The 11,250-nt window shown below is 61.3% G+C and carries 12 protein-coding genes and 1 pseudogene; 7 read left to right on the top strand and 6 right to left on the bottom strand.

Translation table 11 applies throughout. The features are described 5' to 3' along the window. Position 1 precedes the first annotated feature (1 nt). From AB4N33_RS11215 to AB4N33_RS11190, 6 genes and pseudogenes are all read left to right on the top strand, one after another. The gene (locus AB4N33_RS11215) at positions 2 to 475 is read left to right on the top strand and encodes a type II secretion system protein (RefSeq protein ID WP_460126522.1); all 474 of its coding nucleotides are present in this window, start codon (positions 2 to 4) and stop codon (positions 473 to 475) included. A gap of 3 nt (positions 476 to 478) precedes the next feature. Further along, positions 479 to 853, top strand: a complete 375-nt coding sequence (locus AB4N33_RS11210; protein WP_460126521.1) for a type II secretion system protein — start codon at positions 479 to 481, stop codon at positions 851 to 853. Beyond that, positions 828 to 1,367, top strand: a complete 540-nt coding sequence (locus tag AB4N33_RS11205) for a type II secretion system protein (protein WP_460126519.1) — start codon at positions 828 to 830, stop codon at positions 1,365 to 1,367. Before AB4N33_RS11210 ends, AB4N33_RS11205 begins: the two co-directional genes overlap by 26 nt. After that, positions 1,364 to 1,753, top strand: coding sequence for a curli production assembly/transport protein CsgE (gene csgE / locus AB4N33_RS11200; protein WP_460126517.1), 390 nt, complete (start codon positions 1,364 to 1,366; stop codon positions 1,751 to 1,753). The genes AB4N33_RS11205 and csgE overlap by 4 nt, the downstream gene beginning before the upstream one ends. Then, positions 1,750 to 2,184: a curli assembly protein CsgF gene (locus tag AB4N33_RS11195; RefSeq protein ID WP_460139598.1), complete on the top strand. Its 435-nt coding sequence runs from the start codon at positions 1,750 to 1,752 to the stop codon at positions 2,182 to 2,184. Before csgE ends, AB4N33_RS11195 begins: the two co-directional genes overlap by 4 nt. Before the next feature lie 30 nt (positions 2,185 to 2,214). Then, positions 2,215 to 3,071 (top strand): annotated as a pseudogene (locus AB4N33_RS11190) (CsgG/HfaB family protein). 309 nt (positions 3,072 to 3,380) lie between these two features. Here AB4N33_RS11190 and AB4N33_RS11185 read toward each other — a convergent pair. Continuing rightward, positions 3,381 to 3,704 (bottom strand): hypothetical protein, encoded by a 324-nt coding sequence (locus AB4N33_RS11185; protein ID WP_476457302.1) that lies wholly within the window; start codon positions 3,702 to 3,704, stop codon positions 3,381 to 3,383. A gap of 552 nt (positions 3,705 to 4,256) precedes the next feature. On the opposite strand from AB4N33_RS11185, the gene AB4N33_RS11180 reads away from it, so the two are divergent. Beyond that, on the top strand, positions 4,257 to 4,574 hold the full coding sequence (locus tag AB4N33_RS11180) for a DUF6124 family protein (protein ID WP_368554010.1): 318 nt from the start codon (positions 4,257 to 4,259) through the stop codon (positions 4,572 to 4,574). A 186-nt stretch (positions 4,575 to 4,760) separates the two neighbouring features. Here AB4N33_RS11180 and AB4N33_RS11175 read toward each other — a convergent pair whose 3' ends face one another. The 5 genes from AB4N33_RS11175 to AB4N33_RS11155 form a co-directional block, all read right to left on the bottom strand. Continuing rightward, positions 4,761 to 5,045, bottom strand: a complete 285-nt coding sequence (locus tag AB4N33_RS11175) for a hypothetical protein (protein ID WP_476457301.1) — start codon at positions 5,043 to 5,045, stop codon at positions 4,761 to 4,763. A 288-nt stretch (positions 5,046 to 5,333) separates the two neighbouring features. Continuing rightward, the gene (locus AB4N33_RS11170) at positions 5,334 to 6,779 is read right to left on the bottom strand and encodes a curlin (RefSeq protein WP_476457300.1); all 1,446 of its coding nucleotides are present in this window, start codon (positions 6,777 to 6,779) and stop codon (positions 5,334 to 5,336) included. Positions 6,780 to 6,807: 28 nt separating this feature from the next. Continuing rightward, the gene (locus tag AB4N33_RS11165) at positions 6,808 to 7,272 is read right to left on the bottom strand and encodes a curlin (protein ID WP_476457299.1); all 465 of its coding nucleotides are present in this window, start codon (positions 7,270 to 7,272) and stop codon (positions 6,808 to 6,810) included. 58 nt (positions 7,273 to 7,330) lie between these two features. Then, positions 7,331 to 9,586 carry an Ig-like domain-containing protein gene (locus AB4N33_RS11160; RefSeq protein ID WP_476457298.1) on the bottom strand — a complete coding sequence of 752 codons (2,256 nt, stop codon included), beginning with the start codon at positions 9,584 to 9,586 and terminating at the stop codon, positions 7,331 to 7,333. Positions 9,587 to 9,621: 35 nt separating this feature from the next. Next, entirely contained in the window at positions 9,622 to 10,968 is a 1,347-nt protein-coding gene (locus AB4N33_RS11155; protein ID WP_460139595.1) for a hypothetical protein, read from the bottom strand. Between the last annotated feature and the right edge of the window lie 282 nt (positions 10,969 to 11,250).

The raw sequence follows: 11,250 nt of genomic DNA, 5'->3' as shown, positions 1-11,250 counted from the left end.
CATGAACGCCTCGCAACGCGGTTTTACCCTGGTCGAAGTGGTGGTGACGCTGGCGCTGATCGGCATGCTCGCGAGCATGGCTGCGCCGCTGACCGAGACCGTGGTACGCCGTGGCAAGGAACAGGAGTTACGGTCCGCGCTGTATCAGATCCGCGATGCCATCGACGCCTACAAGCGTGCCTTTGACGCCGGCTATATCGAGAAGTCGCTGAACAGCAGCGGTTATCCGCCAAACCTCAAGGTACTGGTGGACGGCGTGCGCGATGTGCGCAGCGCCAAGGGCGCCAAGTTCTACTTCCTGCGCCGTATTCCCCGCGATCCGCTGGCCACGGTCAAACGCGACGATGAAGGTGGCTGGGGTGTGCGCAGCTATGACAGCTCGGCGCAGAACCCCCGCGAAGGCGAAGACATCTTTGATGTGTATTCGAAGGCCCGCGGCAAGGGTCTCAACGGCATTGCGTATCGGGAGTGGTGAATCATGCGTCGGCAGAAGGGTTTTACCTTGCTGGAACTGATGGTGGTCATGGCAATCATCGCCACCCTGATGACCATCGCCATGCCCCGTTATTTCAACAGCCTGGAAACCTCCAAGGAAACCACCTTGCGCCAGAGCCTGGCGGCGATGCGCGAAGCGTTGGATCACTACTACGGCGACACGGGGCGCTATCCCGACTCGCTTGATCAACTGGTGGAGCAGCGTTATCTGCGCAACCCGCCGATGGACCCGATTGCCGAGCGCAAGGACGTTTGGGTGCTGGTCGCGCCGCCGGATGGCGTGCAGGGCGGGGTCGCCGATATCAAAAGCGGTGCCACAGGGAGGGCGCGTGATGGCAGCCTTTATTCCGAGTGGTAAGCCTGCCGGCGAAAGCGGCTTCACGTACCTGGGCGTGTTGTTTCTGGTCATGGTAATGGGCATGGGCCTGGCCAGTGCCGCCGAGTTGTGGTCCACCGCGTCGCGTCGCGACCGCGAGCGCCAGTTGCTGTGGGTCGGCACCCAGTACGCCCAGGCCTTGCGCAGTTACTACCGATCCTCGCCTGGGCTGGCGCAGTACCCAAAAGCCCTTGAGGACCTGTTGCAGGACGAGCGTTTTCCCAACCCCAAGCATCATTTGCGGCAGCTCTACCCGGACCCGGTCACCGGTGGCGAATGGGTCCTGATGCGCGGTTTTGACGGGCGCATCACCGGCCTGACCAGCGCCTCCACGGACAAGCCGTTGAAGCAGGACAATTTCCCCACCCAGTGGTCGGACTTCGCGGGTATGGCGAGCTACAAGGACTGGCAGTTCGTCGCCGAGAAAGCCTTCCTCGACGGCGCAGCAGGCGCCGGCAAGGGCCAGGCCAAATCGCCACAGGGGTTGCAGCCATGAACCGGTTTTGCCTGGCGCTGATCATGATGCTGGCGAGTGCCGCCGCCCCGGCCGGCGAAGAAGACGAAATGATGGGCTTCATCGTCGATGACACGATCTCGCACATCGGCCACGACTTTTACTACTCGTTCAGTGAACGCCTGCGTGCCACCAGCCCGATGGATTTCAACCTGGTGGTGCGCGAACGACCTTCGGCGCGATGGGGCGCCCTGGTCACCGTGGAATTTCAGCAGCGCCTGGTTTACCGGCGGTTCCTGCCGCCGAACACCGTGGAACTCAAGGAAGAGGCGTACGACGCCGCCGACTGGGTACGCGGGCAGATCGTCCAGCGCAAGCTGGAAGCCATGTTGCAGGACACAACGGACCTTGAGAGGGACGAATTATGAAAACAACAAACTTCTCGCAACGTTCAGCGCTTTCACGGGCGGGCCTTTGCCTGCTCGGGCTTGCAGGTTGCAGCCTGGCGCACGCCACGGAACTGGTCTACACGCCCATCAACCCGTCGTTTGGCGGCAACCCATTGAACGGCACGTGGTTGCTCAACAATGCCCAGGCGCAGAACGACTACGACGATCCCGACTTGAAAAAACGCACTTCGGCAGCCGGCACATCGGCATTGGAGCGTTTCTCCAGCCAGTTGCAATCACGTCTGCTCGGGCAACTGCTGGACAACATCTCGGCGGGCAACACCGGAAGCCTGACCACCGACGCTTTCATCGTCAACGTCATCGACGACTCCGGGCAACTGACCATCGAGGTGACGGACAGGGCCACGGGTGAAGTCTCGGAAATCAAGGTGAGTGGCCTGGCCCCTTGATGGGGATGTGCTTGATGGGGAGTGATGGACATGAAAAAAATAATAGTGCTAGGGCTGATGTTGGCAGCATTACAAGGGTGCAGTCTGCGTGAGCCGACTGGCGCCGAACAGGACACCGAAACCCCGACGCTCACCCCAAGGGCGTCCACTTACTACGACCTGATCAACATGCCGCGCCCCAAGGGCAGGCTGATGGCGGTGGTGTATGGTTTCCGCGACCAGACCGGACAATACAAACCGACCCCGGCCAGCTCGTTTTCCACCAGCGTGACCCAGGGCGCGGCGAGCATGCTGATGGACGCGTTGCAGGCCAGCGGCTGGTTCGTGGTGCTCGAGCGCGAAGGGCTGCAGAACCTGTTGACCGAGCGCAAGATCATTCGCGCCTCGCAGAAAAGCCCAACACCCCGGTGAACATCCAGGCGGAACTGCCACCGTTGCAAGCGGCGAACATGATGCTCGAAGGCGGGATCATCGCCTACGACACCAACGTCAAGAGCGGCGGTGAAGGGGCGCGTTACCTGGGCATCGACATCTCCCGCGAATATCGCGTGGACCAGGTCACCGTCAACCTGCGCGCCGTGGACGTGCGCAGCGGCCAGGTGCTGGCGAACGTCATGACCAGCAAGACCATCTACTCGGTCGGCCGCAGTGCCGGAGTGTTCAAGTTCATCGAGTTCAAGAAACTGCTCGAAGCCGAAGTCGGCTATACCACCAACGAACCGGCGCAATTGTGTGTGCTGTCGGCGATTGAAGCGGCGGTGGGGCATTTGCTGGCCCAGGGGATCGAGCGGCATTTGTGGCAGGTGGCGGGGGACAACTCGGTGCAGAATGAAACGCTGGATCGGTACCTGACGCAGAACAAAGTCGTGCCCGAGGAAGAGGAATGAGCCCAATCCCCTGTGGGAGCGGGCTTGCCCGCGATGGCGGCTTTCGACCTAGTACATATCCATTTCTGCGGTAACGGCCGCTTATGGTTCCGCTCTTACCGCGGGTCACTTTGAGTCCCTGTAGGAGCGAGCTTGCTCGCGATGGTAGCCCAGGCACCGCGGGCATCCAGGCAGCCACCGTCATCGTTAACGACAATCGCGACGGTTCGACGCCTCGACAAGCTCGCTCCTACAGGACCCCCGGCACGTACAAAAAAGCCCGGCTGATTAGGCCGGGCTTCTTGTTGGGTGTTGCGCGGGGGCCATGCTTCATACGGCACGGCGTTCGATCAGACGATCCGAACCACCCTCAGCCACACGACGCTCGATCAGACGATCCGAACCACCTTCAGCCACACGACGCTCGATCAGACGATCCGAACCACCTTCAGCCACACGGCGTTCGATCAGACGATCCGAACCACCTTCAGCTACGCGGCGTTCGATCAGACGATCAGAGCCACCCTCGGCTACACGGCGTTCGATCAGACGGTCAGAGCCACCTTCAGCAACAACTGGCTGAGCAGAGGTAGCGGCAAAAGTGTTAACTGCGAAAACCGAGAATGCGATGCTGAGGAAGATTTGGCGTTTCATGATCGTGTGCTCCAAGGGGTGTTATTGGTTGGTATGGAGCTGATGTTACGCCGCACAATTTTTATGAGAACTTCATTCAAATGATGGTAACTATCGACGCCAATAATGCCCGCACCAACCACACCCCCCGTAGGAGCGAGCATGCTCGCGATGGAGGCCCAGACACCGTTGGGTGCCAGGCTGCCCGCGTCATCGTTAACGACCATCGCGACGGTTCGACGCCTCGACAGGCTCGCTCCTACAGAACCTGTTTCCGTAGGAGCTTTCCGCAATGGCCTCACCTTGCTCCTTTGCCTACAACTACGCCAGAATCCGCTGGCTTGTGTGCCTTGTCTCCTGGCTTTACCGTTCCCCTGTCGCTGCCCATTCAGCGAACGGGTTTAGCAGCCTGGACAATTTCAAGGCACGCCAGCACACCTCGTTACGGTGACTGTGCGTGGGGCACTTCGGTGCGCCGGGTTCCTTGATCCCTGGTCTGCTAACCCGCGTACAGTTGCCACCCACTTGTTTAGCAGCAACACGTGGCGACTCCATTGATCAAGGAGCTTCACCATGCCCAAGGTAACGCCAAATCCCCCCGAATCATCCTCACCAAACGAGCCAGTGGACGAGCTGGGTTTCGATCCTGCGCTGCTGAAGTGCGCATCACCCCACACCCCCAGTACCCTGTTTCTCATTGCCCCTGACATCGACACTGAAACTCTGTTGGCCAGCGCCTGCGAATCCCTGGCCTCGGCGAGCATCATGGCCGGCGATCTCTCGGTGTTCGTGGACGGGCCGCAGCGCAGCATGTTGTTGGGCATCCAGCAAATCATCATGCTGGCTGACCTGGCAGTGAATCGCGCGCTGGATAACCTGGATCCCCTGTAGGAGCGAGCTTGTCGAGGCGTCGAACCGTCGCGATGGTCGTTAACGATAACGCTGGGTATCTGGATGCCCGCGGTGCCTGGGCTTGCATCGCGAGCAAGCTCGCTCCTACAGGTCCCCCGACAGGTACAAAAAAAGCCCGGCTGTTCAGGCCGGGCTTTTTGTTGGGCGTTGCGGTTGAGCCATGCTTCATACGGCACGGCGTTCGATCAGACGATCTGAGCCACCTTCGGCTACGCGGCGTTCGATCAGACGGTCAGAGCCACCTTCGGCTACGCGACGTTCGATCAGGCGATCCGAACCACCTTCAGCTACGCGGCGTTCGATCAGACGGTCGGAACCACCTTCGGCTACACGGCGTTCGATCAAGCGATCCGAACCACCTTCGGCAACCACCGGGTGAGCGGCGGTAGCGGCAAACGCGTTAACTGCGAAAACCGAGAATGCGATGCTGAGGAAGATTTGGCGTTTCATGATGGTGTGCTCCGGGGTGTTATTGGTTGGTATGGAGCTGATGTTACGCCGCAGAATTTTTATGAGAACTTCATTGAGCTGATGGTAACTATCGACGCCGATAATGTCCGCGCCAACCACACCCCCTGTAGGAGCGAGCATGCTCGCGAGGGTAGCCCAGGCACCGCGGGCATCCAGGCAGCCAGCGTCATCGTTAACGACGATCGCGAGCAAGCTCGCTCCTACAGGGCCCCCAAACGCAAAAAAACCGCGATCCTCACCAGGATCGCGGTTTTCCTTGCCTCTCGCTCACTGCTGCAACACGGTCGCCCGGTTATCCATCCCCATCTGTTGAACGGTTGCCATCTGCGTCGTACCACTCTGGTCGACGTTGGCAGTGTTGCCGGTGCCGCCCTGGGTGACGTACGCCACGTTCATGGTATCGGCCTGTTTGACGGTGATCATGTTGTCGTCGCCGCTCTGGCTGGTGTAGGCCTCGTTGCCGGTGCCCGATTGGGTGAAGTTGGTGGTGTTGTTCATGCCGTTGCTGTTGCCCATGGCCAGGTTGGCAGTGCCGCGCTGGTCGGCGACGAGGATGTTGTCGGTGCCGTTCTGCTCGAAGTACAGCTCGTTGAAGCTGTCAGCCTGGACGACTGTGGTCTTGTTGCCAGATCCTCCCTGGAAGGTGGTCATGATATTGCTGACGCCGTCCTGGGTGAAGTTGGCGGTGTTGCCGTTGCCGTTCTGGTTGACGGTGGCGCGCTGGTTGCTGCCGAACTGGCCGCCTTTTTGCGGGCCTTTCCAGTTGCTGGCGTAGACCTTGTTGTCGTTACCCACCGAGGTCGCCGTGAGCGAATGACCGTCGCCGTTCTGATAGGTGAAGTGCACATTGCCCACGCCGGTCTGGTACAGCGCCAGGCTGGAGCCAATGGACTCGAACTGGTCGGCATAGATGGCGTTGAGGTCACCGACCTGGAACACCTGGGCGACGTTGTTTTCCCCAAAGCTCTGGTCGACCACGGTTTCGTTGCTCACGCCCGACTGGTTGACGGTGGCCTGGCTGGCGAGCTGGGTGTCCTGCCAGACTTCGGTGCCGTTGCCGTCACCGAACTGGTTGATGGTCAGAGTGCCGCCTTCGCCGTTGCGCTGGTCGCCGTAGGCGTAGTTGGTGCTGCCCGCCTGGTTGATGTTGATCTGGCCGCCATTGTGGAAGACCTGTTCGGCGGTACCGTAGTTGCCGCTGCCGTACTGGATGATCACCGCGTTGTTGGCGGTGCCGAGCTGGATCTGCTCGATGTTGGCGTCATTGCCGTCACCGAACTGGTAGGTCTGGCCACTGGTGCCTTCCTGACTGTCCTGATAGACGAACGAGAAGTTGCCGGTGCCTTCCTGCTGCTGCAGCACTTCGCCGCCACCGACGCCGATCGACTGGCTGGCATGGGCGGTGTTGAAGGCGCCGGTCTGCTGCTGGGTGATCTTGCTGTTGTCCTCGAACAACTGCTCGGCGTAACCGGCGTTGTAGTCGCCGACCTGGTTCTGCTCGATGGTGCCGGTGGCCGTGTCCTGCACGGCAGCGGCGTCGTTGCCTTGGCCCAGTTGCTGTTGGGTCGCGGAGCTGAACGAGGCCTTGGTCTGCTTGACGTCGGCAACGTTGGCGGTACCGTTCTGGTTCTGGGTGGACTGGCTGTCGTCGGCCATGGCCTGGGCACTGACCATGACCAGGATGGCGGCGGTAAGGGGCGTCAGTTTGAACATGATGAAACCTCCAGGATGATGCAGTGCTTTAGCGGTATTGTTTGACCGAAACGCTCATGCCATTTCCCGACTGGTTCACGGCGCTGGAAAGCCCCGTGCCGGCCTGGTCGATGCTGGCGTCGTTGTTATTGCCGTTTTGGGAAATCTGCGCGCGGTTCTGGCTGCCGGTCTGGGTGATCGAAGCGGCATTGCCATAACCTTGCTGGGTGATCATCGCCATCAGGTCGCTGCCTTGCTGCAGGATGAACGCTTCCTGATTGCTGCCCGACTGGACGATGGTGCCGAGCAACGACTGGCCGTTCTGTTGCACCAACGCCACGTTGGCCTGGCCGTTCTGGATGATCAGTGCCTGTTGGCCAATGGGCGTCGGTAACTCGCCCAGATCGGCACCGGGGCCCAGATCGTCGTTTTCCATCAAATCGTCGGCGCCGCTCGCGCCTGCGCCGCTGCAAAGCAGAAGCAGGCAGAGCAGGGCGGCGGTTGACGTTTTCATGGTCTTGTCCTTTTGAGTGAAAGGGCCCCATCAGCCGGGTGGCCGATGGGGCGCGGGCTCAGTTGGAGATCACTTGCACGGTGCGCACGGTGCCTTGGGACGAGGTGATGGTGGCGGTCGGGTTGGCCGACGGGACCACTGTTGTCGTGTTGTTCACCGTCAGCCGCCAGCGCCCGGTCACCGGCACCGTGGTGGTGCCCAGTGTTTGCAGCCCGGTCGGGGTAGTGACCTGGATGGTGATGGTGTTGCCGGTGGTCACCGATGAGGTCCCGCTGAGGTCCCAGGTGAAGCGGTTGTTGGAACGTGCGGTCACGGTGGCCGCCGTCACGGCAAAGGTTTCTGCTGCTGGCCGTGGCGAGACTTGCACGGTTACCGTCGCCGGGGCTGTCGACACGGCGCCGAAGCTGTCCCGCGCGAAGTAGGTGAAGGTTGTGGTGAAGGCGGTAGTCACGGTCGCCGGTGGGTTATAGGTCAGGACCGTGCCATTGCTGGTGACGGTGCCTCGGCCTGCTGCCGGTTGAGTGAAACTGGCCACCCCGAGCGGCAGGTTGCCTTCCGGATCGGTGTCGTTGGTCAACACGTTGATCGGCACGGACACACCCAGGGTCGCGATGCTGTCAGCCACGGCCGTTGGCGCCTGGTTCGGTGCCACGGTGATGGTCACGGTCGCGGCCGTGGTGGAAGCCAGGCCTTTGACGTCTTGCGCCTTGTAGGTGAAGGTCGTGGTCAGTGGCGAATTGACCACTGCCGGTGGGGTGTAGACCACCGCAGTGGTGCCGCTCAGCGTCACGGTACCTTGCCCGGTTTCCGGTTGGGTCAGCGCGGTGATGGCCAGCGGCGTGTTGCCGTCCGGGTCGCTGTCGTTGGTCAACAGGTTGAGGGTGATCGGCACGCCGAAGCTGGTGCTGCCGCTGTCCGCGTTGGCGATCGGCGCCTGGTTCTCGCCGCTGTCCGGCGCGGTGCCGACCACCACGACGGGTTCGGTGTCGCTGCCGCCGGCCGAGGATTTGATCGTCACGGTGGCCGGTGGTTGAGTCAGGTCGGCGACGGTGAGTTTCTGCAATAGGCCTTGTTTCGACAAGCGTCCGAAACCTTGGGCAACCATGTCAGGCACGTTCACTTCATCGGTGGACGTGGCTTCAATGACCAGGCTGTGATTGCTCCAGTTGTAGCGTGCGGTCTGGACTTTCACGACGTCAGTGACTTTGCTCGAGACCGCCGTTGGCCGGGTGGTTGCGTCGCCCGGGGTGTTGGCGGTGAGCACCACCACTGGCGGCACGTTGCCGTTGCTGATGAGGTGCTGGGCGAAGTACTGGCCGCGTCCGTCGCCGATCATGTTGACCAGGCAAGGTGATGGAGGCGTGCCGGGAATCAGTGTCACGCTTTCGCGGAAGCACAGGCTCGAACTGTTGGGCGATTTGCCAAAGACTTCCACCTGGGTGCTGCTACTGCCAGGGCCGGTGGACTTGCGTCGATAGGTGGCACGACCGATTTCCACCGGTGTCTGTGTCCGGCTGTCGAGAATTTTGCCGGAGACGGTAAACGCCGAGGTCTCGATGGTGCCCGCCGGCCCTTGGATACGCAGAAAATTGGTGCCGAAGGGGCTGCCGGTGACCGCCTCGGAGATGTTCGGATCGCCGATGAACGTGTCCATGGTGCCGGTGTCCGGGTTGAGCTCGGGGTAAGGCCCGCCAACGCCGCGCAGGAAAGGCCCGACTTCACCCGTGAGCGCACCGGAGAAGTTGCCCGGTGCGCCGATGCCGACGTCGCGGGTGACATTGATGACCCGCCGTCCAGGCGTCGGCACATTGATCGTTTCCTTACCGTAGGGGTGAGTGATCACATAGGTCCCGGCGATGGGAATGTTCACGCGAATGCGAATCCGCGCGAAGCTGGCCTGATCGCCATCGATCGGGTTTTCCGCCGTGAAGGCTGCTTCGACCCCCGCCACGTAGGCGTCCACGCCGTAACCGCCGACATCGGCGATGGTGGTTTCTGCGAGGAACCAGAAAGCCTCCGGTGGCCAGTTGTCCGGGAACACCATGGGCTGAGTGTCGTCGAAAATCCCCGGTTCCGGATTAAGGATGCACATGTAGGCCGGTGCGCCGGGTGCACCTGGGGCCCGGGAGCTCGTCGCTCGTGACTGGCACAATTCCAGCGACAGTTCAGTATTGTCCTGATACCACATGGGGAATTTCCCTGTGGCGAAGGTGTAAGGGCCGGGGTCGACGGCGGCGAGTTGCGCGAACGCAGTGCCGGAGAGCGAGATTGTCAGCCCCAGAGCGTTGAGTGCGAAGCGTGGCCACTTGTTCATGATGCCTCCTGATGCGGATCTGGGCATGAGTGCGTTCATTGCACGATGACCACGTCTTCGATATCGACGCCGCCATTGGCGGACGTCACTTGCACCTTGGCCGGTGGAATCGGCGTGATGTTGGTCGACAGGGTTTTCTCAGGACCGCTACCACTCAATGCACCGATGGCCACCCCGGTGCCGGAGGTGGCGGTCAACACCGGTGGCGAAGTTTCGTCGCTGCTGGAAGCAACGATGGTGAGCTGGCCGTTGCTGAGCTTGTATTCGGCTTGTGTGATCACCACCAGGTCGGTCAGCGTTGCGGACCGCGTGGTCGCTGTGCTGGTGGGAATGGCCAGGTGGTTGTCCGCCGTGACCGACAGGCTGGTTGGCAGCGTCGGGTTGGTGGCGGACTGGGCATACCAATGGCCGGTGGTGTCGGCCTCGGTCAGGTTGAGCACCGGCGTGTTGCTGTCCAGCTTCACGGTGGCTGGCGGCGGCGGGGCCAGCACGAACACATCCTGCTGAGCCACCGGGGCACTGCTGCCAGCCTTGCGTGAGTAAGTGCTGCGTTCGGTGATCAGCGGGGTCGGCCGGGCGACCGTCGACAACTTGCCGGATATGGCGAGGACCGTGGTGCGCAGGTCCAGGCCGTTGGGGCCCTCGATGCGAATGTAGTTGGTGTTGAAGGGGCTGCCGGTGAAGGTCTCTTCCAGGTTCGGATCGCCGACAAATTGCTCGACTGCCTGGGTTTCGGGATTGGTCTCGGTGTAAGGGCCGTTGGTGCTGCGCAGGAATGGGCCGATATCACTTTTGAGCGCGCCGTCATAGGTTTTCGGCGAGCCGATACCGATGTCGCGGGTCATGTTGATTGCTTTGCGGCCGGCGACAGGCACGTCGAATATGTCGACGCCATAGGGGTGAGTGATCGTGTAGATACCCGGGGTGGGCACGTCGACGCGAATCCGGATACGGCCGAAGCTGATCTGGTCGCCTTCCTTGGGATCGCCGCCGGAGAAGGCAGCTTCCAGGGCGCTGACGTACGTCAGGTCGATGCCGCGCGCAGCGTCGACGATGGAGCCGTCACCGGTGAACCAGAACGCTTCGTCAGGGAAGTTATCCGGAAATACCATCGGCTTGGTGTCGTCGAAAATCCCGGGGTTGGGACTCAGCAGGCACATGTAGGCAGGCGTGCCCGCTACGACAGGGGCCCTGGAACTGACAGCCTTGGTCAGGCACAGGTCGAGGGTACGACCGTGGGTGTCCTGATACCAGGCGGCAAAGTTGCCGGTGGGAAGCGTATAAGGACCTTGGTCGACAGCAAACAACGCGGCCTGGGCAGAGCCTTGGGCCAGTGCACTCACGATCACGGCGATCGCGGTTTTGGACAGTAAAGGGTGCATGAGTTTTCCCTCTATCGAAGACCTGCCCCCGGGGGTTGGGTCAGTTGAGGGGGCTTCGGCAACTTCCATACCAACAACGTGAAAGTGTCAGGAGAGGCCCGTGGTAGTTGGGTATTGGGGGTGAGAAGGCATGACGCGGCCAAGCAGGGAACGGGCGAGTTTCCCCAGGATTGGGGTAAGGATGGGGATGCCCCTTCTGTAGGTGCGAGGGATGCCAATCCCCAGCACCGGGCAAAAATGTGGCCATGGGCTATAACCAAAAGGGGGAAGTGGTCAGGAAGC

It is taken from the genome of Pseudomonas sp. S1_E05, from assembly GCF_056337105.1.
This window is presented reverse-complemented; position numbering and strand designations above follow the sequence as displayed.

What these genes read in the sequence shown, in the direction of transcription:
- AB4N33_RS11215 (WP_460126522.1), top strand. Translation starts at nt 2, where the DNA reads ATGAACGCCTCGCAACGCGGTTTTACCCTGGTCGAAGTGGTGGTGACG.
- AB4N33_RS11210 (WP_460126521.1), top strand. Translation starts at nt 479, where the DNA reads ATGCGTCGGCAGAAGGGTTTTACCTTGCTGGAACTGATGGTGGTCATG.
- AB4N33_RS11205 (WP_460126519.1), top strand. Translation starts at nt 828, where the DNA reads ATGGCAGCCTTTATTCCGAGTGGTAAGCCTGCCGGCGAAAGCGGCTTC.
- csgE (WP_460126517.1), top strand. Translation starts at nt 1,364, where the DNA reads ATGAACCGGTTTTGCCTGGCGCTGATCATGATGCTGGCGAGTGCCGCC.
- AB4N33_RS11195 (WP_460139598.1), top strand. Translation starts at nt 1,750, where the DNA reads ATGAAAACAACAAACTTCTCGCAACGTTCAGCGCTTTCACGGGCGGGC.
- AB4N33_RS11185 (WP_476457302.1), bottom strand. Translation starts at nt 3,704, where the DNA reads ATGAAACGCCAAATCTTCCTCAGCATCGCATTCTCGGTTTTCGCAGTT.
- AB4N33_RS11180 (WP_368554010.1), top strand. Translation starts at nt 4,257, where the DNA reads ATGCCCAAGGTAACGCCAAATCCCCCCGAATCATCCTCACCAAACGAG.
- AB4N33_RS11175 (WP_476457301.1), bottom strand. Translation starts at nt 5,045, where the DNA reads ATGAAACGCCAAATCTTCCTCAGCATCGCATTCTCGGTTTTCGCAGTT.
- AB4N33_RS11170 (WP_476457300.1), bottom strand. Translation starts at nt 6,779, where the DNA reads ATGTTCAAACTGACGCCCCTTACCGCCGCCATCCTGGTCATGGTCAGT.
- AB4N33_RS11165 (WP_476457299.1), bottom strand. Translation starts at nt 7,272, where the DNA reads ATGAAAACGTCAACCGCCGCCCTGCTCTGCCTGCTTCTGCTTTGCAGC.
- AB4N33_RS11160 (WP_476457298.1), bottom strand. Translation starts at nt 9,586, where the DNA reads ATGAACAAGTGGCCACGCTTCGCACTCAACGCTCTGGGGCTGACAATC.
- AB4N33_RS11155 (WP_460139595.1), bottom strand. Translation starts at nt 10,968, where the DNA reads ATGCACCCTTTACTGTCCAAAACCGCGATCGCCGTGATCGTGAGTGCA.